We start from the raw sequence: 23,609 nt of genomic DNA on the forward strand, positions 1-23,609 counted from the left end.
GAAGACGCACGGTTCGGCGGCGGCCGAAGCGTCAGCCCGCCAGGAACTTCGCCGCCAGCTGGACCGCGGGTTTGGAGTCGTTGGAACCTTCGAGCATGACGGCGAAGGCGACGTCGCCGCGATAGCCGACGAACCAGCCGTTGGCGTCGGCGCCCGAGCCGAACTGCGCCGTACCGGTCTTTCCGAAGACGGCTCCGCTACCCTTCAACGCTTTCGCGGTCCCCGTCGTGCAGACCTCGCGCATCATCGCGCGGACCTGGTTCAGCACCCCGGCAGGCGGAGCCTGGTACCCGGCGTTGACCTTGGTCTCGAGCCCCTGCCACAGCTTCGGCACGACCGGCTTCCCGGCCGCGACCGTCGCGGCCATGAGCGCCGCGCCCAGCGGGCTGACCTGCACCCTGCCCTGGCCGATGCCGGCCTCGACCTGCTCGTCACCGCTGCCCGACGCCTCCACCTTCCCGGCCTCCGTCGCCAGTCCGGGGATCTCGAAGTCGGCGTTGAGGCCGAGCTGGCTCGCGGCCTTCGCGAGGCCGTCCGCGGGCAGCTGCCCGGCGAGCCGCCCGAAGGTCGTGTTGCACGACGCGGCGAACGCCGTCTTCAGCGAGACGGTCCCCAGGTCGAACCCGTTGTCGTTCTTGAGCGTGCGGGTCCCGATCTGCTCGCTGCCCGGGCAGGGCAACGGAGAGTCGGCGGAGACCCCGCCCTGCTGCAGCGCCGCGGTCGCCGTGGCGATCTTGAAGGCCGAACCCGGCGAGTACAGGCCGTTGAGCGCCTTCGGCTGGTTCCCGGCGGCGCCGTTCTGCGCGACCGCCAGCAGCTCGCCCGAGGTCTTCATCGCGACGATGATCGCCGGTCCCGCGAAGCCGTCGACGGCCTTCTGAGCGGCGTTCTGGGACGCCACGCTCAAGGTCGAAACCAGCGGCTTGTCCGTCTCGGCCGCCTGTCCGAAGAGTGTCTCGACCGGTTTGCCGGAGACGTCGACGCGCGACACGGTGACGGTCGCTCCGGTGCCGCTGTTCTCCCCGGAGGCGACCTTGGACAAGGCTCCCTGCAGGATCGGCGCGACGCCCGTCGCGTCACCGCCGACCAGTGCCTTGCCGTCGCGGTCGGCCACGATCGGCTTGGCCGCGACGGGGGCGAGCGAAAGCCGCTGGCCCGCTTCGAGCTTCGGGTGGATCACCGACATCGCCCAGCGGACCACCCACTTCCCGGCGTTGCGCACCAGCTCAAGCTTGCCCTCGTATTTCCAGGCGCTGTTGCCCGCGAAGGTCCACGCGACGTGGAAGGTGGCCGACGTCGTGGTCGCGTTGCCCGGTGTCGTCGGGACCTCGCCGAGCGACGTCCTGACCGATGCCCCGTTGAGCGCCGTGCGCGTTCCGGACAGGGCGGTCGTGGCCGCCGCCGGATCGTCGACCGGGGCGGTGGTCAGGTCGCCGGTGTCGAACAGCCGCAGGAACCGCCCTGCCACCTGCGCCGGGCTCTCCTGCGCGCTCTCGGTGGCGTCGCCCTGGCCACCGCCGGAAGCCGCCGGCGCCCGGTCCTCCCTGACCAGCAGCACCACCGCGGCCACCACGATGGCGACCACGCCGAGCGCGGCGCCGATCAGGATCCCTCTTTTCCGGGCAGGACTCATGGATTCGCTCTCCCCCAGTGCGGCGCGCCCCTCGCGCGCCCCCGGGCGCCAGCCTGCCGATTTCCCCCGCGCAAGGCGCGTTTAGGGCGGGAAAGCGGCTATTCCGAATCCGTTTCGTGATCCCGGTGATCGGTAATGCAATGAAAGACCCCTTCATCGCAAAATTTGCGATGAAGGGGTCTTTCATGTCACGTGGGTCAGGCCTTGGTGACCGCCACGGTCACCTTCGTGCCCTCCCCAACCGTCCCGGCCGAGCCGTCGGCGACGGCGTCGTACGCCACCGAAGTCGCCAACGTCTCCGAAGCGATGAACTCCTCGTGCGTCTTCGCGGCCGTGACCACGTCTTCCGGCGCGTCGACCGTCAGCGCGATGCGGTCGGCGACGTCGAGCCCGGCGTCGCGGCGGGCCTGCTGCACGACCCGGACCAGGTCACGGGCCAGGCCCTCGGCCGACAGTTCGTCGGTCACCTCGGTGTCGAGCAGCACCAGCCCGGCACCGCCCGGCAGTTCCGCGGCCGCGCCGCCGCCCTTGGCGACCAGACGCCGGTCGTACTCGCCTTCGACGAGCTCGATCCCGGCCGCCACGACGGCGCCGCTCTCGGACGTCGTCCACTCACCGGCCTTGACGGCCTTGATCACCGTCTGGACGTCCTTGCCCAGCCGCGGTCCGGCCGCACGGGCGTTCACCGCGACCTCGAAGCCGCCGTGCGCGGCGACGTCCGTGGTCAGCTCGACGGATTTGACGTTGACCTCGTCGCGCAGGATGTCGGTGAAGTCGCGCAGCGAGTCGGCCTCGTGCGCGGCGACGACCAGCTTGGCCAGCGGCAGCCGCACGCGCAGCTTGTTCGACTTCCGCAGCGACAGCGCCGAAGACGCCACCTGGCGCACCCGGTCCATCGCCGTCACCAGCGCCGCGTCGGCGGGTAGGTCGAGCGCGTTCGGCCAGTCGGTCAGGTGCACCGAACGGCCGCCGGTCAGCCCGCGCCAGACGACCTCCGTGGTCAGCGGGAGCAGCGGCGCCACCACCCGCGACGTCACCTCCAGCACGGTGTGCAAGGTGTCGATCGCGTCCTGCTCGCCCGCCCAGAACCGGTCACGCGAGCGGCGCACGTACCAGTTCGTCAGCACCTCGAGGAAGTCGCGGACGGTCGAGCAGGCACCGGCGACGTCGTAGGTGTCGAGCGCGTGCTCGACGTCGGTCACCAGTTCGTGCGTCTTCGCCAGCACATACCGGTCGAGGATGTGCTTCGAATCCGTGCGCCACTGGCCTTCCACGCCCTCGGCGTTCGCGTAGAGCGCGAGGAAGTAGTACGAGTTCCACAGCGGCAGCACGGCCTGGCGGACGGCGTCGCGGATGCCCTTGTCGGTGACGACCAGGTTCCCGCCGCGCAGGATCGGGCTCGCCATTAGGTACCAGCGCATCGCGTCGGAGCCGTCGCGGTCGAAGACCTCGTTGACGTCCGGGTAGTTGCGCAGCGACTTGGACATCTTCTGGCCGTCCGAGCCGAGCACGATGCCGTGCGAGATGCAGGTGCGGAACGCCGGCCGGTCGAACAGCGCGGTCGCCAGCACGTGCAGGACGTAGAACCAGCCGCGCGTCTGCCCGATGTACTCGACGATGAAGTCGCCCGGGTAGTGGTGCTCGAACCACTCGGTGTTCTCGAACGGGTAGTGCACCTGCGCGTACGGCATCGAGCCCGAGTCGAACCAGACGTCCAGCACGTCCTCGATCCGGCGCATGGTGGACTTCCCGGTCGGGTCGTCCGGGTTGGGCCGGGTCAGCTCGTCGATGAACGGCCGGTGCAGGTTCTCCAGCCGCACGCCGAAATCACGCTCGATCTCGTCGAGCGAGCCGTACACGTCCGTGCGCGGGTACGCCGGGTCGTCGGACTGCCACACCGGGATCGGCGTGCCGAAGTACCGGTTGCGGGAGACCGACCAGTCGCGGGCGTTCTCCAGCCACTTGCCGAACTGGCCGTCCTTGACGTTCTCCGGGTACCAGGTGATCTGCTGGTTCAGCTCGACCATCCGGTCCTTGATCTCGGTCACCGCGACGAACCACGACGAGACGGCGCGGTAGATCAGCGGGTTCCGGCAGCGCCAGCAGTGCGGGTACGGGTGCTCGTAGGTCTCGTGACGCAGCAGCACCGCGCCCTGACGGCCGGCCGAACCGGTGCCGTTCTTGAGGTCCTTGATGATGTTCGGGTTGGCGTCGAAGACCTGCTGGCCCTCGTAATCCGAGACGGTCGCGTCGAACTTGCCCTGCGCGTCCACCGGCGTGACCGGGACGATGCCCGCCGCGTCGGTGACGACCTTGTCCTCTTCACCGTAGGCGGGCGCGATGTGGACGACACCGGTGCCGTCCTCGGTGGTGACGTAGTCCGCGGACAGCACGCGGTGCGCGTTCTCGTGCCCGGCGAAGTACGGGAACGGTGGGGCGTAACGGGTTCCGAGCAGCTCGGTACCGGTGTAGTGCCCGACGACCGTCGGCTCCTCACCGAGCTCGCGGGCGTACGCGGCGACGCGCGCTTCGGCGAGCAGGAACCGCTTGCCGTCGCTTTCCACCACGACGTACCGCACGTCCGGGTGCACCGCGGTCGCCAGGTTGGACGGCAGCGTCCACGGGGTCGTGGTCCAGATCAGCAGGTACGTGCCGTCGAGCTCGTTGTCGTTGCCCTCCAAGCGGAAACCGACCGTGACGGCCGGGTCCTGGCGGCTGGCGTAGACGTCGTCGTCCATGCGCAGCTCGTGGTTGGACAGCGGGGTCTCGTCGCGCCAGCAGTAGGGCAGGACGCGGTAGCCCTCGTAGACCAGGCCCTTGTCCCACAGCTGCTTGAACGCCCAGATGACCGACTCCATGTAGGACAGGTCGAGCGTCTTGTAGTCGTTGTCGAAGTCGACCCAGCGGGCCTGACGGGTGACGTAGTCCTGCCATTCGCCGGTGTAGCGCAGCACGGACTCGCGGCAGGCGTCGTTGAAGACGTCGATGCCCATCGCGTCGATCTCGGACTTCTCGGTGATCCCGAGCTGGCGCATGGCCTCGAGTTCGGCGGGCAGGCCGTGGGTGTCCCAGCCGAAGCGGCGCTCGACACGCTTGCCCTTCATGGTCTGGTAACGCGGCACCAGGTCCTTCACGTACCCGGTGAGCAGGTGACCGTAGTGCGGGAGACCGTTGGCGAACGGCGGGCCGTCGTAGAAGACGTACTCGTTCGAACCGTTGACGCCGGGGTCGCGGGCGTCGATCGACGCCTGGAAGGTCCGATCGGCTTCCCAGTACGCGAGGACGCGCTTTTCCGACTCGGGGAACGAAGGCTGGGACGGGACGCCGGTCTCGCCGTCCACCTGTGCCTTGGGATACATCTTCGGTGCTCCTCGCGGTTCGTCTCTCTCGTACGGGCTTTCACCCACACGGGGACGAGACGGCCGTTTCCGGCGCGTTCCGCGGTACCACCCCGCTTGCCCGGCCGGTCGGTGTTTCCGGCTGGGCCGCTCATTCGACGGCTGTGACGGGCCGTACCCGTCCGGTTCTACTGAGGGCGCGGGCCCTGTTCTTCCGGAGGCTCCCCGGTGATGGCCGGATCGGTGCCAGTTGATTCAAGGGTAGCGCGCGAGGGCAACCGGGTTGTCCGGGGTGTGCGGAAACCCGGAGGCGGCGGCAGGCGGCCGTGATTAGGCTCCCGCCCGAGGAGGGTGATGGACACCGAAGAACAGCTCTGGCGCCAGATCCGCGTCACCGACCGGATGTGGGAAGGCCCGGGGCAGATCGCCGCGCTCGAGAAGGTGACTCGTCGCGTGGACGCGCTCGGCTTGATCGCGCATCGGAACGAGGCGCGCGTCCGGCTCGCCACCGCGTACCTGCTCGGCGGCGAGCCCGCGAAGGCTTTCGAGCCCCTCTCCCTGTGCCTGGACTCCGGCGACCCCGACCTCAGGCCGGTGTTCGACCACCTCGCCGAGGCGTTCACCGAAGATCCGCGCGTTCCGCTCGCGGACACCCTCGCCGCGCTCGACGAAGGGGAACGGCTCTTCGGCCCGATGCCCGACAACCGCCTGATCATCGCGTCGCATCTCGGCACCGACGCGGACGTCGGGTACGAAGCTCCTGCGGAAAGCTCGCGGTGCGGCCAGTGCGACACCGGCTTGAGGATCGACCACCTGCTCCGGATCGGCCGCTTCGACGACGCCGTCGAGCTCTTCTCCGACGACGACCGCTGCTCCCGCCAGCCGCACGCGATGCTCGCGGCACTGATGCTCCCGTACGCCCGAGCCGGGCGGCTCGACGACGCGGTGGAAGCGTTCCGGGCATCCTATTCGGCCTTCTGGACCGAACCGGCGGAGCTCGGCTCGCTGGCCCGGCACGTCGAGTTCTGCGCGCACACGGGCAATCACGCCGCGGCCCGGAAACTGGTCGCCCGGCACGGCGGGTGGCGATCGACGCCCTTCGCGACGATGGAGTTCCATGCCGCGGCGGCCTTGATGATTGACTCCCACGCGTCCCTCGCGCTGGAGATCGCCGCCCGGTTCGACGCCCGCAACGGCAACTCCGTGCAAAGCGAGCGGATCCTGGCGTCGCTCACCGCGGATCCGGCCCCGGTCGCGGTGGACCTGGGTTCGGCGTTGCTGCCCCGTACCAAGCAAATGGGGCCGAGCCTCGTGATCTATCCGACGACCGTGGAGGAACTGGCTTCCCTGGCGGAACGCAACGAAGACGATCCTGAGTTCGCCGCCGTCATGTGGGAACGGTTCGACGAGCTCCTGCCGAACCCCGGAGGCGAACTGCTCGCGCGCCGCCTCGCCGGTTCCCGCGAACTTGCCGAAGCCACCGACCGTGATCCCGGGGCACGCGCGTTCTGGGGCGCTGCGCCGTCTCTGGAAGAGGACCCTTTGCGAGCCTTGACGTTCGCGCGGGAGGCCATCGACCTCTTCCTGGCGAAGTCGGACTACACGAACGCCGCCCGCGCACGGCTGATGGCGGTGTGGATCCTGGCGTTCACGGGCGATCCGAAGGCCGCTCTCGACCTGATCGACAAGCCCGACCCCGTCGGCGGGAACCCCGAGGTACAAGCCGAGGTGCTGTACACCCACGGAAAGCTCTCGCAGTCGTTCGGCGATCTCGACGAGGCGGCTTCCCGGCTGCTCATGGCCGCCGAAAGCTTCGAGTCCGCCGAGAACACCGACGCGCTCGCCTGGACCCGCGCCGATCTCGCGGAACTCTTCTTGACGATGGAACGTTTCGAGGACGCCGCCGATGCCGCGGAAGAGGCCGTCCGGCTGGCTCCCACGGCGCGGGCCACGGCATTGCGGAATCGGGCTTATCTTTTGCGCGCCTAAGGGCACGCCCCGATCGTTGAGTCAGCGGCCCTGAGCGCAGCCGTGTAGGTCGTTATACGGCCACGAAACGGCCTATGTCCTGAGGTGCATGGTGTTCCTCCTTGGTGTTCCGGTGGGGTCGAGGTAGGCAGGCGGCGTGAATTCGGGGAGTCCGTCTTGGGCGATCTGGACCTTCCATTCGCTGCGGTGGATCAGCCGATGGTGTCTGGTGCACAGGAGTACGAGGTTGTCGATCTTCGTTTCGCCGTGATGCCGCCAGAAAACAATGTGATGAGCCGTGCAGCGAGGTACGGGCATGTCGCAGCCCGGGAACGCGCAGCCGCCGTCTCGGAGGGTGAGCGCGTATTTCTGTGCCAACGACACGGTACGTTTGGACCGGCCGATGTCGAGTGGTTCGCCTGCGGTGCCGAGGACGCCGGGGCGGACTCGGGCGTCACAGGCGAGGATCCTCGCGTCGGTGGCGCTGATCGGTCCGACGAGGTCGAGGTGGGCTTCACCAATGTCCCGGATCAAATCCTCGTAGGACATCGTGACCAGGATGTGCGTGGCTTCCCCGGCTTGGCCGGGAAGGTTGCGGCTGGTGGTCTTCAACCGCACATAGTCGGTGAAGGCATCGCCGTAGCGTTCGTCCTGGGTACGGGCATCCCGGACCCCGTCGATGGCCTTGTGCGGCTTGGCCATCGGATCCAAGTCGGACTTCAACCGGGCATAGGTTTCCAGATCCAGGCGAGCCTTGAGGCCTAAGGTACCGTCGCGGTGCTTGATGAACCGTAGTTCGGGGCGAGTCTCCTTCGGGTCTTCGTTGCGGGGTTCTTTGCCGTCGGGATCGAGTTCGTCGAGTAGGCGTCGTCCGGCGCGGGCGATCTGCCTCGGCCCGGCGTGCCGGGCCAGCTCGACGAGGATCTTCTCTCCGGCCCGGACATCCTTGCCGGGGACGGTGGAGGGGATGCGGGCGAGAGTCTTGATGATGGCGTCGATCTGGCCGCCGCCGACCGCGCCCTCCGCAGCAGCCTCAGCCGTCAACGGCGCCAACGGCGGCTCGGGGTCCCCACCGATCGACGGACCGGGATGCAGAGCCAGCACCCGATCGGCGCGGGCGGCGGCTTCCTTGTCCGACACCAGGAAATCCTCGAGAATCAGCCCCGCCAACGTCGAATGACCGCTACAGCCACGGATCCCGCGGGAATTGATTTCGGCGAGGATCGCGTTCTGCTCGGCATCCAACTGGCGCTTAAGAACCTCGAGTTCCTGTTTGCGGGCGTGCAGCGTCGCGGTATCGACGCGCCACCACTCGGCGGACGTCCTCGGAGGTGCATCGTTGCTGGCCACGACACCGAAGCTAGCCTGAATCGAACGCATGCGCTAGCTCAAACAGACCAACGTAGAGAATTGCCGAAAAATGGCGACAGCGAAGGGAGTCTTAAAGCGGCGAAGCACCTTAAGGACACGAAGGCGCCTTAAGCACTAGGCATGAATTGGAGTCACGAGCGCGACCAACGCCGGCCCACCACGCAGCCCCCGAGTTGCCGTCCCCGCCACCGCATCTAGGTTGACGGTATGCCGATCTGCGGGGCCCGATGAAAGGGCCCGGACTCCTCCTCGTCCTGCTGGTCGTCCTCGGTGGCGTGAGCGGGCTCGGGTTCCTCTTGGGACTGGGCAACGCGGCCGTCCTGGCCGCCCTCACGGCGCTCTTCTGTCTCATCGCGGCGGTCGGCGGGCCACTGTGGGCGGATCTGCGGTTGCTGGCGTGGTTCGCGCCCGCGCTGATCCTCGCGGTCGGGGTACCTCGGTTGCTGGGCGCGGTGTCGCAGTGGGCGGCGATCGGGCTGCTGGTGGCGATCGTGGTCGTGGCCGGCCTGCTTCCGGTGCTCGGGCCGCGGTTCGTGACCGTCGGACTGGGACTAGGGATGGCGTCGCTGTTCGGATACGGCTTCCAGTTGACGGGCACGGCGTCGGCGGGGCAGATCCTGGGGGCGCCCACGCTCGCGGTGGGGGTCGTGATCCTGTTGCGGGTGCTTATGGGCGCGAAGGATCCCGCCAAGCCGACCCGTGACGCGCTGGCCGACGCGCTCTCGACAGGCAACTCCGAAACCCAAGTGCGTGCGGCGAGGCTTTGGCTCGCGGACCGGCCCCGTCGCTGGACCGGCGGGGTCCTCGGCGGCCTGTTCCGGTATCGCGCGGCCACCGGGCTGCTGGAGATCCGCCGGAAACGGCTGGACAGCAACGAAATCCTCGAAACACTCAACGCCGCCAAGGAAGAAGCCGCGAGGCTGGCCGAAGCCGTCCGAAGTCCCACCGCACCGGACGACGTCGAACCGGTGCGGCGCAACGAACCCGCCGGGCTGCCCGGCGCCACGGCGAGGCTCGTCACCGCGCTTTGGGAGGCACTCGAAACCATCCGGACCGCGGCGACCGAACGCGACGAGTCTCGTGTGGACGTTCCGAAGGGACTTCGCAAGGAACTGCGTCGAATCGAGCTGGGTGGCGCATTTTCCTGGCAGTCGGCGCAGTTCCGGCACGCGCTCCGTTGCGGGCTCGGCGTCGGGCTGGCGCTGGTGGTCGCGAGTTTCCGGCCCGGCGACCCGCTCACCGTGTCGTTCCTGCTCGGGACCTTCGCCATCCTGCAACCGGAATGGCGGGACAGCCTCGGCAAGGCCTGGCAGCGGATCGGCGGCTCACTCGGCGGCGCCGTCGTGCTCAGTCTCGTTCTTTGGCTTCTGCCGCAAGGGTTTCTGCTGCCCATCGGGCTCGTCGCACTGCTCGGCGGGTTCTCGTTCATGCGGACGCGGCCGGCGGTGTTCAACGGCTGCATGGTCCTGATGTCGGTCGGCATGAACGCGACCACCAGGCATCTCGACCCGCGCTACGTCCTCGTCGAGTACCTGCTTCTCATGGTCCTCGCCGGCGTCATCGCGCTGCTGTTCGGGTTCGCCGCGATTCCCGGGGCGCCGAAACCCGGCCCGGCGGAACGGTTCGAGAACGCCGTCGGCGCCACTCGGGAGCTGCTCGGCTCTGTGGCGCGGAAACTACGCGGGGAGGACGTCGACCCGCGGACACTCGGCCGCGAGTTCCGTGCCGCCACCATCGCCCATCACGGTCTGCTCGCGGCGGAGCCGGGCACGAAGGAACCCGCGCCCGGTCAACAGGACGCGCTGGAGAAGGCCGCCGAAGCGTTGCGCGGCCTGTCCGTCACGGCGTCATCGCTCTTGCTGCGGCCCGGATCGGCCGAAGCGGCGGATGCCGTCGACGAGGCGGCGCGCACACTCGGCACCGAAGAAGCCGCGGAGATCCCCGTGCCGCGGGACGCCGACGAGGAACAGCGCCTGGTGCTCGACACGATCGCCGCCGACGTCGTGGCGGTCGGCGAAGCGGCGCAGAAGCTCTAAGCCTTCTCGCGGTGCTTCCCGGCGATCTCGGCGTCGGGCGTGCACAGCGCGCACGGGGTGAACCCGAGCTGCCGCGCCTCACCGATGCCGAGCGGGATGGTGTCCCTGGTTTCGAGCCACTCGCACGAAGTCACGTGATAGCGCGGGTACTCGTCGACGACGACGACCTCGATCTCGAGTTCGGAGACGACCGCCACATCCGCGGGGTCGCTCTTCTCCTCCCCGGGGTCACCGCTTTGCTGAGGCTCCGGGGTGTCTTCCGCGTCACCGAGTTCACCCGCGGCGGGCATCAAGACGGTCTGCTCGACGTCCTCGGGTTTCTTTTCCTCATCCTCGGCGGGCTCGTCCTCTTCGGCCGGGTCTTCCTCCGCTTCCTCCGCGGGAGCCGCGGCGGCGCGCTTCTTCCGGCGGCGCAGCCAGTCGAAGAGGAGCAGCAACCCCGCGACGACGGAGAGACCGATGGAGATCCAAGCCCACAGGGAGTTCGCGGTGATGAGCGCCGCGACGAGCAGCCCCAGAGCCGCCAGTACCAGTACCAGGACGATGAAGAGCACGGTGAATTACAACACGAGCGCACAGCGAAACGGCCCCGACCCTCCGGAGAGTGCCGAGGCCGTTCCAGTGGGTAGAAATCAGCCCGCTTCGGCCCGCGGGCCGAACGAGTAACCCTGTCCGCTACCGGAGGACGACGACTGCCCCGAGGTCGACGAGGACGCCGAAGCGGGAGCGGCCGAACCGCGGTCGTCGAGCTCACGCAGCTGGGACTCGAGGAACCCGCGCAACCTCGTGCGGTACTCCCGCTCGATCGTGCGCAGCTCTTCGATCTTCTTGCCCAGCGAGCCCTTCTCCGCGTTCATGTTGTTCATGGTCTCGGTGTACTTGCGCTGAGCCTCGCGCTCCATGGTCGTCGCCTTGTCGCGCGCCTGGCGCTCCAAGGTCTCGGCACGGGTCCGCGCGTCGTTCAGCATCGTCTCGGCACGCGTGCGCGCCTCGTTCACCATCGAGTCCGACTTGGACCGCGCGTCCGACAGCAGCTGCTCGGACTTGGTCCGGGCTTCGGCGAGCATGCCGTCCGACTCGGTCTTGGCCTCGGCGGTGAGCCGGTCGGCCATTTCCTGCGCCAGCCCGAGCACCTTCGCGGCCTGGACGTTGGGCTCCCCGTTGTCCGGCACCATCGAGTGGGCCTGGGTCTGCTCCATCGCCGACTGCGGCGGCGGCACCGGCGCCAGGCGGCGCGACGGCTCGTCGCGTACCTGCGGCGGCGGGCCGACGGCGCCGGCCTTGGCGTTTTCGAGCTCACCACGCGTGGTCTCGAGCTCGTTGTCGAGCTGCTCGACCTGCTGCCGCAGCTCGTTGTTGTCCTCGATCAACCGGGCAAGCTCGGTCTCCACCAGGTCGAGGAACGCGTCCACCTCGTCCTCGTTGTAGCCCCTTTTGCCAATGGGCGGCTTGCTGAACGCGACGTTATGCACGTCAGCGGGGGTCAACGACATCAGATCACCTCACGCACTCCATGGCCTGCAGGTCCACCGGGGCTCCCCGAAAATCACCCTGGCGTTGCCAGCTGCATCGCGAAGAACACAACCAACAGCAGCACCATAATCGATAAGTCCAGTCCGACGCCGCCGATTCGTACGGTCGGGATGATTCGTCTGAACAGACGAACCGGTGGGTCGGTCACTGTGTAGATGGTCTCGAGCGTTACCGCAACCCCTCCGGCAGGACGCCACTCGCGAGCGAAAGCACGCACGAGCTCGACGACGATCCGTGCCGTCAGCAGGAGCCAGAAGGCGAACAGCACGTACCAGACGACCAGCAACACAGCATTCACGTAACCACTCTGCCATGCCTCGCGTCAAAAGACGCAGTTGACTGGCCGCGGATGCCGATGAGTCGACAAAATCACATCCGGCTGCGCTCAGCGGTCACCGGGTGATCAGCCGCGCAGGAATAATCCGCCTTCGGCAATCCGCCGACGGTCCTCCGCGGTGACATCCACATCGGGCGGTGAGAGAAGGAACACCTTGTTGGTGACCTTGTCCATCGATCCGCGCAACGCGAAAGCGAGCCCCGCGGCGAAGTCGACGAGACGCTTCGCGTCCGCGTTCTCCATCTCCGTGAGGTTCATGATCACCGGGATGCCCTCCCGGTAGTGCTCCCCGATCGCGCGCGCTTCCGCGTAGCTCGTCGGGTGCAGCGTCGTGATCCGGCTCAACGGGTCACGCACCGCCGGACGCACCGGCTCGGTGACCGGCCGCAGCCGCGCGACCGGCTCCGGCTGACGGTCCATCGCCAGCGCTCCGTGGACGGCCGGCTCCGGGCTGGCCACGGAGCGTGACCGAGGCCGGGGTGCGGGCTCGTCGTAAGTGTCAACTTCGTCCCGGTAACGTCCACCCCGTGACCGGGCCGGCGGCTCGTCGTCGTAGTCGTACTCGTCGTCGGCGTAGCCTCGCCGGTAGTCATCCTCGACGTCATAGCCGTCTTCGTCCGCGGGCACCATCCCGAAGTAGGCCTTCAGCTTCTGCAGCGCGCTCATGCCTCTCCCTAGCCTTAGCCGCGTCCCGCACGTACTCCCCCGCCCTCGCCGCCACTCCCCGTAACGACGGGACGGTATTCCCTAAGGCGAGGCTAAACCGCGTCCACCGAGCAACGCGGTTCCGACACGCACACAGGTCGACCCGTGCGCGATCGCCTGCTCGAGATCATTGCTCATTCCGGCGGAGATCTCACGGGCATTTGGGTGTTCTTCCCGTAGACGCTCCGACGCTCGGGCGAGTTTCCCGAACGCCTCCGCGGGATCAGTACCCAGCGGGGCGACCGCCATAAGCCCCCGGAGGCGAATATCACCCACATGGGCTATCCGCTCCGCCAAATGGCTCACTTCGCTCAACCGAATGCCCCCGCGCTTCGGATCGTCATCGAGACTTACTTGAATGAGGACGTCCAACGGGTACTCGCGTTGCCCGGATTCGAGGGCCGACTTGGTCGCCTTCGCGAGCGCCTCGGCCAGCCGTTCGGAGTCGACGGACTGGACCTCGTCGGCCCAGCGCACGACCGATTTGGCCTTGTTCCGCTGCAGGCTGCCGACCATATGCCAGCGGATCCGAGCGTCCGGCCGCAGACCGGCGACCTCTTCGGCCTTCGCGCCCGCTTCCTGATCGCGGTTCTCGGCGAGGTCGAGCGCGCCGAGGTCGGCGAGCAGCGCGGCGTCGAGCGCCGGGAAGGTCTTGGTGACCGCGAGCAGCTTGACCTCGTCGCGTGCCCGGCCGGCGGACTCGCACGCGGCCGCGATCCGCTCTTCCACTTCGGCGAGGGAGGCGGCGAGTTCCCCCTTGCGGGTGTCACTCACGACGCGTCCAGCCACGTGATTCCGGCGATCCGGCCTGTGGTGCCGTCGCGACGGAAGCTGAAGAGGGTCTTGTCTTCGTTGGTACAGCGTGGATCCACGCCGATCTTGCCGACGCCGAGGTCGGCCAGTTGCCGCCAGAGACCGGCCCGCAGGTCGAGCCCCGGCGTGCCCTTGCGGGTTTTGCAGGCACTGCCCGGGACGTGCTTTTCGACGTCGGCGGCCATGTCGGCGGGCACTTCGTAGCAGTCGCCGCAGATCGCGGGACCGAGCAGCGCCTCGGTCCTGGCCGGTTCGGCGCCGAGCGAACGCATCGCCTCGACCGCGGCGGGGACGACGCCGACCCTGGCGCCGACGCGGCCCGCGTGGACGGCGGCGACGACACCGGCTTCGGCGTCGGCCAGCAGAAGAGGTACGCAGTCGGCGACGAGCACCACGAGCGCGAGGCCGGGCTCGGCCGTCACGAGCGCGTCGGTCGCTTCGGCGGCGGAGGTCTCCGAACCGTCCACGATGGTCGCGGTCCGGCCGTGGACCTGCTCCATCCACGCCAGCCTGTCCTCGGCGAGGCCGAGTTCGGTGGCGAGGCGCTTACGGTTGGCGTAGACGTCGCCCGCGTCGTCGCCGACGTGATCACCGAGGTTGAAGGTGTCGTAAGGCGCGCGGGAAGCCCCGCCCGCCCTTGTCGTGACGACCCGCCGTACCCGCACGCTTTTCCTCCTAGACCTGAGTGAAGGCCCCCTCGACTGTAGTCAAGGAGGCCTTCACGGAACGTACTGGCGAACTACCGGCGCATGAACGGCGGCACGTCGACCTCGTCGTCCGACGGGTCGTCGTGCACCGGGGTGGCGCGGCCGGGCAGGCTGCCGTGGTTCGTGTTCGACCCGATCGGCGAGTAGCCGCGCGAACCGCCGCCGGGCTGCGGGAGCCCGCCGCTCAGCGAACCGTTGCCCTCGCTGCGGGCGGACGACATCGGCGTGTGCGTGCGCGTCGGCGCGACCGGGTAGCCGTTCGAACCGGTCGACGGCACCGGAGTGGCACCCGAGGGCGGGCTCTGCACCGGGGTCGCCCCGCCGGCGTTGACCTGGCCCGCCTGCGCGGACGCGGTCGAGTTCGTGCGGGAGCCGAACGCGGGCGGGTCGAGCTTCTTGTGGGTCGGGGTGCCGGCGTCGAACCCGGCCGCGATCACGGTGACCCGGACCTCGTCGCCGAGCGAGTCGTCGATGATCGTCCCGAAGATGATGTTGGCGTCGGGGTGCGCGGACTCCTGCACCAGCGACGCGGCTTCGTTGATCTCGAACAGGCCGAGGTCCGACCCGCCCGCGATCGACAGCAGCGCGCCGTGCGCCCCGTCCATCGACGCTTCCAGCAGCGGCGAGTTGATCGCCTTCTCCGCCGCCTGGATCGCCCGGCCCTCGCCGCGCGCCGAGCCGATGCCCATCAGCGCGGAACCCGCGCCGGACATGACGCTCTTGACGTCGGCGAAGTCCAGGTTGATCAGACCCGGCGTGGTGATCAGGTCGGTGATGCCCTGGACACCGGACAGCAGCACCTCGTCCGCCGAGCGGAAGGCGTCCATCAGCGAGACGCCGATGTCGCCCAGCTGCAGCAGCCGGTCGTTCGGGATCACGATGAGCGTGTCGCATTCGTTGCGCAGCTGCTGGATGCCCTCTTCGGCCTGCTTGCTGCGGCGCTTGCCCTCGAAGGTGAACGGGCGGGTGACGACGCCGATGGTCAGCGCGCCGAGCTTGCGGGCGATCTGGGCGACGACCGGCGCGCCACCGGTGCCGGTGCCACCGCCCTCGCCCGCGGTCACGAACACCATGTCGGCGCCCTTGATGACCTCTTCGATCTCTTCGCGGTGGTCCTCGGCGGCCTTCTGCCCCACCTCGGGGGCGGCGCCGGCACCGAGGCCGCGGGTCAGTTCCCGGCCGATGTCGAGCTTGACGTCGGCGTCGGACATGAGCAGTGCCTGCGCGTCGGTGTTCACCGCGATGAACTCGACGCCCTTGAGGCCGACCTCGATCATGCGGTTCACGGCGTTCACGCCGCCGCCGCCGATACCGACGACCTTGATCACCGCAAGGTAGTTGTGCGGGGGCGTCATCGGGGCCGCCTTCCTGATCGTGTGTGCCCGTGCTGCCCGCCGGTCGCTGAGCCTGTGCCGAACCCTCTAGCTGAAGTTCAGATTGAGAGTTATGTCAACTGCCGACGTTGAAGCAGGACGGTATGCACCAGGCTGGCTCGAATCCAGTAGCCACGCCGTGTGTCGCAAAGGTGTTTTGCCACAACATGTTCGCGGGCGCAAGAGCGAGACCCGGTCGCGGCGGCGAACGGCGGCCTGGTAAAGAGCAAGATCAGGTGGGCATGGACATGAGCATGACGACGTCCTTCGACGGCGCCCCGGTCGGTGATCCGCCCGCCTGTTCGACGCTGAGCGCGAACTTCTCCGCCCCGCCGAGCCCGTCGGCGACCAGCAGCGCACCGTCCTGACCACCGGAAATGAGCCCGGCGGGCTTGGGCGCGGCACCCGGGAACATGAGCCAGGCCTGGTAGACCCGGCCCGGTTCGTTCGCCGGCAGCTGCGCCGCCATGAACACCAGCCGGTCCTTCGCGCGCGACATCATCACGGTTCCGCCACCGCCGGCCGAGGTCTCGGCGTGCCCGGTCCGGAGATCGGCGGCCGAAAGGACGTCGGCGACCGGGGCGTAGCGCTCCGCGTACTGCGCCGCACGCTCCCGCGCGGCCGTCAGCTGCGAGTGGTTATCGTAGGCGATCCCGCCGAACACGGCGGTGCCCGCGAGCCCGACGACGGCCGCCGCGACCGCGGCGATCGCCCAGCGCGGGGCGCGACGCCGGTCCTTGACGCGATCCCCCGCGCCGAAGCGCGTCTTCGGCGGCTGTTGCCTGGTCGCCATCGCCTCGGCGAGCACGCGTCGCTTCAGTTCGGGCGGCGGGTCCTCAGCCAGCGCGGCACCGAGCCGGGTCGCGGTCATCTGCAGTTCGAGGACCTCTTGCGCGCACGAAGCACACTCGGCGAGGTGCCGCTGGAACTGCGCTCGCTCCACTTCGGACAGCGCGTCGACGGCGTACGCGCCGGTGAGCGTGTGCATCTCGGGCATGGTCATGCCGTCACCCCCAAACAGTCCCGGAGCCTGATCAGGCCGTCCCGGAGACGGGTCTTGATGGTCCCGTGCGGCGTCTGCAGCACCTCCGAGACCTCGCGATAGGTGTAGCCCTGGTAGTAGGCGAGCAGCACGGATTCCCGTTGCAGCTCGGTGAGGGTGGTCAGGCAGCGGCGTACCTGCGAACGCTCCCAGCGGGCCGCGACGGCCTCGGCCACCTCGTCGAAGGGCCGCGCGCGGGCGGCCTCGAAGGTCGCCTTGACCTCGCGGTCCGAACTGGCGCGTGCCGAGCGGACGCGGTCGACCGCGCGGCGGTGCGCGAGCGTCATGGCCCAGTTCAGCGCGCTCCCCCGCTCCGGGGAGTAGCGCGTGGCCGTGCGCCACAGCTCCACCATGACCTCCTGCGTGACCTCTTCGGACTGCGCGGCGTCACGGAGGATCCGCCGCACGAGGCCGAGGACCGGCCCGGCGAGCCGGTCGTACAAGGCGTCGAAGGCCCGCTCGTCACCCTTCGCGACCCGGACGAGCAGGTCCTCGGCCGTCGGGCCGGCCGGTTCGCCGTCACCGGGGACGGGCGCCATCCGGCGCGGGCGTGCCGATTCATCCATCAAGCCTGCCTCCGGCCGTCTGCGGCGTCCGCGGGGTGATCGGCGCCTTCTTCAACCACAGTTTGACCCCATGCCGCCGGATCAGCGCGGAGACCCGGTGCGGCATGAGCGGACGGGTGATCAGCATGTGCGCCAGCCACCTGGCGGTGGCGGGACGTCGCACGCCCCGCAGCGACGCGATCAACGGCGTCTTCCCGTCCTGGTGGAGGGCGATCTTGACGGAAAGCAGCGACTCCGGCCTGGGCACCGCCATCCGGTACTCGCCGTCCATCGACTGGAACGGCGAGACGTAGAACTCCTTGTCCGCGAAGGCGTTCCCGTCCGCGTCGGGCCGCAGGAGGTACGCGTGCCTGCCCCCGTAGGTGTTGTGCACTTCGGCGACGACGCATTCGAGTCCGCCGTCGGGCCGGTGGCACCAGTACAGGGTGATCGGGTTGAAGTTGTGGCCGAGCATCCGCGCGCCCGCCAGCATCAGCACCCGGCCGCCGCGGAGGTCGACACCGCGCGCCGCGAGCCAGCGGTCCAATTTGGACCGGATGCTGGAGGTGTCCTCGGGCGCGAAGTGGTCTCGCGAGTCGAAGCGGGCGAAGGGGCGAAGCCACCACGGCAGCTTCGGCGGCACATCGAGGTCGACGAACCACAGGTAGATCCGGTGGGCGAACGAGATCGGCGGATCGTTGCGCCGGACATGCGCCACCGTGGAGTCGTAGAGCACCGCCATGACGGTCACCATCGCACCCCGAAGTTCTCGGCCGCGCGGACGCCGGACGCGCAGCCGTCCTCGTGGAAACCCCAGCCGTGGTACGCGCCGGCGAAGGCGACCGTGGCGTCGTTCAGTTCGGGCAGACGGCGCTGGGCGGCCACGGATTCCGGCGTGTAGACGGGGTGTTCGTAGGTCATCTTGGCGAGCACCGAACCGTCGGCCGGGCCGGTGCCCGGGTTGAGCGTGACGACGTAGCCGGTCGGCTCGTCGAGCCGCATCAGGCGGTTCATGTCGTAGGACACCCGGACCGCGCCGTGGTGGGCTCCGCAGAACGGGGTCGCGTAGTTCCAGCCCGCCCGCGCCGATTCCGCCGTCGGGAGCACGCCGGTGTCGGTGTGGAGCCACGCCTCGTTGCTGGAGTACCGGAAGGAGCCGAGGACGTCACGCTCGGCCGCGGTCGGCGAAGCGAGCAGCTTCAGCGCCTGGTCCGCGTGCGTGGCCAGGACGACCTTGTCGAGCCGGTGCCGGGTGTCGGCGTCGTCGCGGACCTCGATCCCCCGCGTGGTTCGCTTGACCGAGCGGACCGGGGTCGACAGGTGCACCGCGGTCAGCTGTTTGGCCGCCCGCTCGACGTACTCGCGAGAGCCGCCGACGACGGTGCGCCACTTCGGGGACCCGCCGACCGACAGCATCCCGTGGTTGCGGAGGAACTCGAACAGGTAGCGCGCGGGGTACCTGAGCGTGTCGGTCCGGTCGGCGGACCAGACGGTCGAAACGACCGGGAGCATGAAGTGGTCGACGAAGTACTTCGTGTACCCGCCGATCGCGAGGAACGCGCCGAGGGTGACGTCTCCGGCCTCTGGCGCATCGAGGACGCGCTTCGCGTGCCGATGGAAGCGTTTGACGTCGGCGAGCATCCGCAGGTAGCGGCCCCGTGCGACGTTGCGCGGCTGCGCGAACAGACCTGTCAGTCCCTTCGCCCCGGCGTACTGGAGCCCGCAGCCGTCGCAGCGGATGCTCATCGACATCTCGGTGTCGCGGGTGGCGACGCCCAGTTCGGCGAACAGGCGGAGCAGGTTCGGGTAGGTACGCTCGTTGTGCACGATGAAGCCGGAGTCGACGCCGACGGTGCCGCCGTGCGCGCTCGGGACGTCATGGGTGTGCGCGTGCCCGCCCAGCCTGTCTTCGGCTTCGAACAGCAGTACCTCGTAGCGGCGTTGGAGCAGATACGCGGCCGTGAGGCCGGCCACGCCGCTGCCGATGACTCCGATGCGTTGACTCTTGGTGTGCACGTGAAGCATTCGGAGCCGGCTCGGGCGGGGATTGGATCTCGTGAACCGGCTCGGCATCCGACCCATCCCTTTCCGGTCCGGGAGCGAATGACGACTATGCCGAACAGTCCCGTGTCCCGCCTAGCCCCGTTCGTCGAGCGGCTCCTCGGTGGTGCCCTTCCGGTCGGTCTGCGTACCTGGGATGGCGTACGCACCGGTCCGCCGGATGCCCCGACCGTGGTGCTCCGCAACCGGCGGGCCCTGCGCCGTCTCCTCTACGCCCCCGGCGAATTGGGCTTGGCCAGGGCGTACGTCTCAGGTGATCTCGACGTCGAGGGCGACCTCGCCGACGGATTCCGCCGGATCTGGGCGCTGACCCGTTCGGGTGCCGTGCGCGGTGCGAAGCTCGGCCCGCGCGATTGGGCCGAGGCCCTGCGGCTCGCGGTGCGCCTCGGTGTCGTCGGGCCGCCGCCCGCACCGCCCGCCGAGGAGGCCCGGCTGTCCGGGAAGCTGCACACCCTGCTCCGCGACAAGTCGGCCATCGCGCACCACTACGACCTCGGCAATGCCTTCTACCAGCTGTTGATGGACGAATCGATGGCCTACTCGTCGGCGTACTGGACGTCCGAGGATGAGGGTTACGACCTCGAACAGGCCCAGTGGGACAAGCTCGAACTGATCTGCCGCAAGCTCGGCCTGCGCCCCGGGATGCGGCTGCTCGACGTCGGCTGCGGCTGGGGTTCGCTCCTGGTGCACGCCGCGAAACATCACGGCGTGACCGCCGTCGGGATCACGCTGTCGGCGGAACAGCTGCAGCACGTCCGCGGCCGCCTCGTCCAGCACGATCTGGAGGATCGCGTCGAGGTCCGGCGGCAGGACTATCGCGAACTGCGTGACGAGCCCTTCGACGCCGTCGCCTCCATCGAGATGGGTGAGCACGTCGGCGAGGAGAACTACCCCGAGTACACGCGGACGCTGTACCGGATGCTCAAGCCCACCGGACGGCTGGTCCTGCAGCAGATGTCCCGCGGCGCGGTGGCGCCCGGCGGCGGCGCGTTCATCGAGCGCTACATCGCCCCCGACATGACGATGCGGCCGCTGAGCCGCACCCTCGGGCATCTGGAGACCGCGGGCTTCGAGATCCGCGACGTCCACGCGCTTCGAGAGCACTACGTGCGCACGGTCCGCGCCTGGGAGAAGACGCTCGAAGGCAACTGGGACGACGTCGTCGCGCTGATCGGTGAATCCGGGGCGCGGGTCTGGCGGCTGTATCTGGTCGGCGGCGCGCTCGCTTTCGAAGAGAACCGGATGGGCGTGGACCAGATCCTCGCGGTCCGTCCCTCGGAAGACGGCCTGAGCGCGCTGCCCGCCACCCGGGAGTGGTCCTGATGCCCCTCGGCGGGACCCTCGCGGTCACGGCGGGCACGACGCTGCTGGCCTTCGTCGTCACGTTCGGCATCGCGCGGCGGCGAAAGCGGTACGACACCGTCGACACGCTGTGGGGGCCGGGCTTCGCGCTCGTCGCGCTGGTGGCGGCCCCGCTCGGGGACGGGTCGGTCGCGCTGCGCGTGGTCGCCGCGCTGCTGACCGCGGTCTGGGGTGTGCGCCTCGGCGTCCACCTCCACCTGCGCAACCACAAGCTGCCCGAAGACCCTCGCTATGTGCGGATGGCCGAGAACGCCGGCCCGAATCCGGCGCTCAAGCTCTTCGTCCGCGTGTACCTCGTGCAGGCCGTGGTGCTCTGGTTCGTCTCGCTGCCGGTCCAGTTCGCGATGTACGGCGACGCCTTCGGGGTGACGGCGTGGCTGGGCGTCGCGGTGTGGCTGGCCGGCTTCGGGTTCGAGGCGATCGGCGACGAGCAGTTGCGCCGCTTCAAGGCCGACCCCGGCAACAAGGGGAAGGTCCTCGACAGCGGGCTGTGGCGCTACACCCGGCATCCCAACTACTTCGGGGACGCGTGCGTGTGGTGGGGCCTGTACCTGCTGGCGTGTTCGAGCTGGGTGGGGGCGGCGACCGTGCTGTCGCCGGTCGCGATGACGTACACGCTGGCCAAGGGGACCGGAAAACCTTTGCTGGAGAAGGGTTTGCGGCGTTCGCGGCCGGGATACGCGACGTACGTCGAGCGGACCAGCGGGTTCTTCCCGCTACCCCCTCGCAAACTCACTCCCCGGTGAGACCGTCCGTCAGCTCGCGCAACAGGTCGAGGTGGCCGGCGTGCCTGCCGGTCTCCTCGATCATGTGCGCGACCACGAACCGGACGTTGACCTTGCGGTCGCCGCGGAAGGGGACCTCATCGTCCAGCCCCATCGCTTCGACGATCTTGCGGCTCCGCTCGCACTCGGCCTCGTAGGCGGCGATCAGCTGCTCGATCGGGGTCTGCATGGCGACCCGGAACTCGGCGTCCGGATCGGCCTCCAGTGCCTCCTTCCAGACGTCCTCCTGTCCGTTGAGCACCACGTTGAACCAGTACTGCTCGACGAGGGTCAGGTGCCCGAGCAGACCGGCGACGGTGGTCAGTTCGCTGGGGACGAGCGGCCGCCGGGCCTGTTCGTCGGTGAGGCCCGAGCACTTCCACACGACGGTGGCGCGGAGGAAGTCGAGGAAGCCGTTCAGCTGGGTGCGCTCGTCGCCGGTGAGCGGCGGTTCGGGGCGCTTCGGTTCGTCGGTCATGGTCGTGCAGTCTGCCGGTTTCCTCGGATGATCCGCTAACGAGTTACCCCGGGACGCACTGTCCACCATCTGTCGCAGAGCGGTGGTCCGTGTCCGAACGTGATCCCATCGTTCGAGTGAAACCGGCGGTAGTTAGCGCCGAGGAAACATGACGACCACCCGCCCGTCATGTCAGGCTGGTGCAGTTGTGCCCATAGCCGGAGCACCCGAGAAAGGTCACTGATGCCAGGCCTGCAGCTGAGCGCACTCGATGTCGCTTTCCTTTGCCTGGAAAGCGAAACGACGCCCATGCACATGGGGGCGGTGGTCACCTTCCGCCCGCACGGGCAGGTGCACGCGCGCGAGCTGACCACGCTGCTCGCCGAGCGGGCTGCGCGGCTCCCCAAGCTGCGTCAGCGTCCCCGCACCGCGCTGTTCCCGCCCGGCGCCGCGATCTGGGCCGAAGACCCGGATTTCGTTGCCAGTGAACATATTTCACATCACCACCTGAGCTCCCTGTACGAGCCGGACCCGCTCTCCGCCTACGCGTCACGCTGGATGGGACGGCCGCTCGACACCGGAAAACCCTTGTGGGACTTGCATCTCGTCACCGGCCTGCCGGACGGCGAGTTCGCGTTGCTGCTGAAACTGCACCACGCCCTGACCGACGGGGCCGGCGCGTACGCCGTCGCCGTCGGCCTGCTCGACGAGCTCCCCCGCGCGCCGAGGCGTCCGCACAGCGGGTCCGGGCCGCCCTCGCCCCGCTCCCCTGTGGACGCTGTCAAGGAAGCGGTCGGCTCGACGCTGGCCCAGGCCGGGATCGCCTCTTCGGTCGTCCGCGCGACCCGTTCGCCGCTGTCCCCGCTCAGCGCGCCGCCGTCGACCGAACGACGGCTCGGCCTCGTCCGGCTGGACACCGCCGAGATCCGGCGGATCCGCCGGGCCCACGGTGGGACCGCCAACGACGTCGTGCTGGCGATCCTCAGCGGCGCCCTGCGCGAATGGATGATCAACCGCGGCCAGCGCGCCGACGACCGGACGCTGCGGGCGCTCATCCCGGTCAGCGTGCGCGGGCGGTCCGCCGAGCAACTCGGCGGGAACAAGCTGTCCGGGTACCTCTGCGAGCTGCCGGTCGGCCTCGACGATCCGGTGGAGCGGCTGCTGGCCGTCCAGCGTGAGATGAGCCGGAACAAGGCGGCGGGCCCGGCCAAGGGCGCGGGCGCCTTCCCGCTGCTCGCCGACCGGATGCCGCCGATGCTGCACCGGCTCGGTTCGAAGGCCGCCGGGCTGGCCGCGCCGCTGCTGTTCGATCTCGTGGTGACCACGGTGCCGGTGCCGCCCAACCGCCTCACCCTGGACGGGACGAGGGTCTCGGGCGTGTACCCGTTCGTGCCGCTGGCGCCGCGGCAGGCGATCGGGATCGCGGTGGCGACCTATCGCGACTCGGTCCACATCGGACTTCAGGCGAACGGGGCGGCGGTCTCGGACGTGGGTTCGCTGCGGGACGGGGTGCTCAAGTCCGCTTCGCGCCTGCTAAACACCGCCTAACGAATGCAATGAACGG

The 23,609-nt window shown here is 69.0% G+C and carries 20 protein-coding genes; 5 read left to right on the forward strand and 15 right to left on the reverse strand.

Annotation, left to right across the window (positions count from 1 at the left end; all coding sequences use genetic code 11):
* Positions 1 to 31 precede the first annotated feature (31 nt).
* Both DMC61_RS11805 and ileS read right to left on the reverse strand, forming a co-directional pair.
* Positions 32 to 1,633, reverse strand: coding sequence for a penicillin-binding transpeptidase domain-containing protein (locus tag DMC61_RS11805; RefSeq protein ID WP_125689198.1), 1,602 nt, complete (start codon positions 1,631 to 1,633; stop codon positions 32 to 34).
* A 197-nt stretch (positions 1,634 to 1,830) separates the two neighbouring features.
* Positions 1,831 to 4,992 carry an isoleucine--tRNA ligase gene (gene ileS, locus DMC61_RS11810; RefSeq protein ID WP_125689200.1) on the reverse strand — a complete coding sequence of 1,054 codons (3,162 nt, stop codon included), beginning with the start codon at positions 4,990 to 4,992 and terminating at the stop codon, positions 1,831 to 1,833.
* 333 nt (positions 4,993 to 5,325) lie between these two features.
* Here ileS and DMC61_RS11815 point away from each other — a divergent pair, with 333 nt between their 5' ends.
* Positions 5,326 to 6,960 carry a hypothetical protein gene (locus DMC61_RS11815; protein ID WP_125689202.1) on the forward strand — a complete coding sequence of 545 codons (1,635 nt, stop codon included), beginning with the start codon at positions 5,326 to 5,328 and terminating at the stop codon, positions 6,958 to 6,960.
* A gap of 72 nt (positions 6,961 to 7,032) precedes the next feature.
* Here DMC61_RS11815 and DMC61_RS11820 read toward each other — a convergent pair whose 3' ends face one another.
* Positions 7,033 to 8,289, reverse strand: coding sequence for an HNH endonuclease signature motif containing protein (locus DMC61_RS11820; RefSeq protein ID WP_125689204.1), 1,257 nt, complete (start codon positions 8,287 to 8,289; stop codon positions 7,033 to 7,035).
* A 248-nt stretch (positions 8,290 to 8,537) separates the two neighbouring features.
* On the opposite strand from DMC61_RS11820, the gene DMC61_RS11825 reads away from it, so the two are divergent.
* A complete protein-coding gene (locus DMC61_RS11825; protein ID WP_125689206.1) occupies positions 8,538 to 10,346 on the forward strand; it encodes an FUSC family protein in 1,809 nt (602 codons plus the stop codon).
* Here the strand turns inward: DMC61_RS11825 and DMC61_RS11830 are convergent.
* From DMC61_RS11830 to DMC61_RS11880, 11 genes are all read right to left on the reverse strand, one after another.
* Positions 10,343 to 10,900, reverse strand: coding sequence for a hypothetical protein (locus DMC61_RS11830; protein WP_125689208.1), 558 nt, complete (start codon positions 10,898 to 10,900; stop codon positions 10,343 to 10,345). The genes DMC61_RS11825 and DMC61_RS11830 overlap by 4 nt on opposite strands.
* 78 nt (positions 10,901 to 10,978) lie before the next feature.
* The gene (locus DMC61_RS11835; RefSeq protein WP_016335929.1) at positions 10,979 to 11,839 is read right to left on the reverse strand and encodes a DivIVA domain-containing protein; all 861 of its coding nucleotides are present in this window, start codon (positions 11,837 to 11,839) and stop codon (positions 10,979 to 10,981) included.
* Positions 11,840 to 11,892: 53 nt separating this feature from the next.
* Positions 11,893 to 12,168 carry a YggT family protein gene (locus DMC61_RS11840; RefSeq protein WP_005155180.1) on the reverse strand — a complete coding sequence of 92 codons (276 nt, stop codon included), beginning with the start codon at positions 12,166 to 12,168 and terminating at the stop codon, positions 11,893 to 11,895.
* A 114-nt stretch (positions 12,169 to 12,282) separates the two neighbouring features.
* On the reverse strand, positions 12,283 to 12,882 hold the full coding sequence (locus DMC61_RS11845) for a cell division protein SepF (protein ID WP_016335930.1): 600 nt from the start codon (positions 12,880 to 12,882) through the stop codon (positions 12,283 to 12,285).
* Between the two features lie 81 nt (positions 12,883 to 12,963).
* Complete coding sequence (locus tag DMC61_RS11850) at positions 12,964 to 13,695, reverse strand: YggS family pyridoxal phosphate-dependent enzyme (protein ID WP_125689210.1); 732 nt, start codon at positions 13,693 to 13,695, stop codon at positions 12,964 to 12,966.
* Positions 13,692 to 14,399: a peptidoglycan editing factor PgeF gene (pgeF, locus tag DMC61_RS11855; RefSeq protein ID WP_016335932.1), complete on the reverse strand. Its 708-nt coding sequence runs from the start codon at positions 14,397 to 14,399 to the stop codon at positions 13,692 to 13,694. The genes DMC61_RS11850 and pgeF overlap by 4 nt, the downstream gene beginning before the upstream one ends.
* A 74-nt stretch (positions 14,400 to 14,473) precedes the next feature.
* Positions 14,474 to 15,796 carry a cell division protein FtsZ gene (gene ftsZ / locus DMC61_RS11860; protein WP_125689212.1) on the reverse strand — a complete coding sequence of 441 codons (1,323 nt, stop codon included), beginning with the start codon at positions 15,794 to 15,796 and terminating at the stop codon, positions 14,474 to 14,476.
* Positions 15,797 to 16,046: 250 nt separating this feature from the next.
* Positions 16,047 to 16,817, reverse strand: coding sequence for an anti-sigma factor domain-containing protein (locus DMC61_RS11865; RefSeq protein ID WP_125689214.1), 771 nt, complete (start codon positions 16,815 to 16,817; stop codon positions 16,047 to 16,049).
* Positions 16,814 to 17,422 carry an ECF RNA polymerase sigma factor SigK gene (gene sigK, locus DMC61_RS11870; RefSeq protein WP_125689216.1) on the reverse strand — a complete coding sequence of 203 codons (609 nt, stop codon included), beginning with the start codon at positions 17,420 to 17,422 and terminating at the stop codon, positions 16,814 to 16,816. Before sigK ends, DMC61_RS11865 begins: the two co-directional genes overlap by 4 nt.
* Complete coding sequence (locus DMC61_RS11875; RefSeq protein WP_125689218.1) at positions 17,415 to 18,155, reverse strand: DUF1365 domain-containing protein; 741 nt, start codon at positions 18,153 to 18,155, stop codon at positions 17,415 to 17,417. Before DMC61_RS11875 ends, sigK begins: the two co-directional genes overlap by 8 nt.
* Complete coding sequence (locus DMC61_RS11880) at positions 18,149 to 19,426, reverse strand: NAD(P)/FAD-dependent oxidoreductase (RefSeq protein WP_125689220.1); 1,278 nt, start codon at positions 19,424 to 19,426, stop codon at positions 18,149 to 18,151. Before DMC61_RS11880 ends, DMC61_RS11875 begins: the two co-directional genes overlap by 7 nt.
* Positions 19,427 to 19,513: 87 nt before the next feature.
* Here DMC61_RS11880 and DMC61_RS11885 point away from each other — a divergent pair, with 87 nt between their 5' ends.
* Together DMC61_RS11885 and DMC61_RS11890 are read left to right on the forward strand one after the other, a co-directional pair.
* Entirely contained in the window at positions 19,514 to 20,785 is a 1,272-nt protein-coding gene (locus tag DMC61_RS11885; RefSeq protein ID WP_125689222.1) for a cyclopropane-fatty-acyl-phospholipid synthase family protein, read from the forward strand.
* Positions 20,785 to 21,570, forward strand: coding sequence for a DUF1295 domain-containing protein (locus DMC61_RS11890; protein ID WP_125689224.1), 786 nt, complete (start codon positions 20,785 to 20,787; stop codon positions 21,568 to 21,570). The genes DMC61_RS11885 and DMC61_RS11890 overlap by 1 nt, the downstream gene beginning before the upstream one ends.
* On the opposite strand, the gene DMC61_RS11895 is transcribed toward DMC61_RS11890, so the two are convergent.
* Positions 21,557 to 22,066, reverse strand: a complete 510-nt coding sequence (locus DMC61_RS11895) for a DinB family protein (protein ID WP_016335940.1) — start codon at positions 22,064 to 22,066, stop codon at positions 21,557 to 21,559. The two genes, DMC61_RS11890 and DMC61_RS11895, sit on opposite strands and share 14 nt — an antisense overlap.
* A gap of 222 nt (positions 22,067 to 22,288) precedes the next feature.
* Between DMC61_RS11895 and DMC61_RS11900 the strand changes: the two genes are divergently transcribed.
* The gene (locus tag DMC61_RS11900; protein WP_199749960.1) at positions 22,289 to 23,593 is read left to right on the forward strand and encodes a wax ester/triacylglycerol synthase family O-acyltransferase; all 1,305 of its coding nucleotides are present in this window, start codon (positions 22,289 to 22,291) and stop codon (positions 23,591 to 23,593) included.
* The last annotated feature ends 16 nt before the right edge of the window (positions 23,594 to 23,609 follow it).

Origin of the sequence: Amycolatopsis sp. WAC 04169, assembly GCF_003947535.1 — a bacterium.
In the GTDB taxonomy this organism is placed as follows: Bacteria; Actinomycetota; Actinomycetes; order Mycobacteriales; family Pseudonocardiaceae; genus Amycolatopsis; species Amycolatopsis keratiniphila.

Bases quoted from the DNA above. Each gene is read 5' to 3' on its own strand.
- DMC61_RS11900 (WP_199749960.1), top strand. From the start codon at position 22,289: ATGCCAGGCCTGCAGCTGAGCGCACTCGATGTCGCTTTCCTTTGCCTG.
- sigK (WP_125689216.1), bottom strand. From the start codon at position 17,422: ATGGATGAATCGGCACGCCCGCGCCGGATGGCGCCCGTCCCCGGTGAC.
- DMC61_RS11895 (WP_016335940.1), bottom strand. From the start codon at position 22,066: ATGACCGACGAACCGAAGCGCCCCGAACCGCCGCTCACCGGCGACGAG.
- DMC61_RS11890 (WP_125689224.1), top strand. From the start codon at position 20,785: ATGCCCCTCGGCGGGACCCTCGCGGTCACGGCGGGCACGACGCTGCTG.
- DMC61_RS11805 (WP_125689198.1), bottom strand. From the start codon at position 1,633: ATGAGTCCTGCCCGGAAAAGAGGGATCCTGATCGGCGCCGCGCTCGGC.
- DMC61_RS11845 (WP_016335930.1), bottom strand. From the start codon at position 12,882: ATGAGCGCGCTGCAGAAGCTGAAGGCCTACTTCGGGATGGTGCCCGCG.
- DMC61_RS11885 (WP_125689222.1), top strand. From the start codon at position 19,514: ATGCCGAACAGTCCCGTGTCCCGCCTAGCCCCGTTCGTCGAGCGGCTC.
- DMC61_RS11835 (WP_016335929.1), bottom strand. From the start codon at position 11,839: ATGTCGTTGACCCCCGCTGACGTGCATAACGTCGCGTTCAGCAAGCCG.
- DMC61_RS11815 (WP_125689202.1), top strand. From the start codon at position 5,326: ATGGACACCGAAGAACAGCTCTGGCGCCAGATCCGCGTCACCGACCGG.
- DMC61_RS11875 (WP_125689218.1), bottom strand. From the start codon at position 18,155: ATGGTGACCGTCATGGCGGTGCTCTACGACTCCACGGTGGCGCATGTC.
- DMC61_RS11825 (WP_125689206.1), top strand. From the start codon at position 8,538: ATGAAAGGGCCCGGACTCCTCCTCGTCCTGCTGGTCGTCCTCGGTGGC.
- ftsZ (WP_125689212.1), bottom strand. From the start codon at position 15,796: ATGACGCCCCCGCACAACTACCTTGCGGTGATCAAGGTCGTCGGTATC.
- DMC61_RS11880 (WP_125689220.1), bottom strand. From the start codon at position 19,426: ATGCTTCACGTGCACACCAAGAGTCAACGCATCGGAGTCATCGGCAGC.
- DMC61_RS11865 (WP_125689214.1), bottom strand. From the start codon at position 16,817: ATGACCATGCCCGAGATGCACACGCTCACCGGCGCGTACGCCGTCGAC.
- ileS (WP_125689200.1), bottom strand. From the start codon at position 4,992: ATGTATCCCAAGGCACAGGTGGACGGCGAGACCGGCGTCCCGTCCCAG.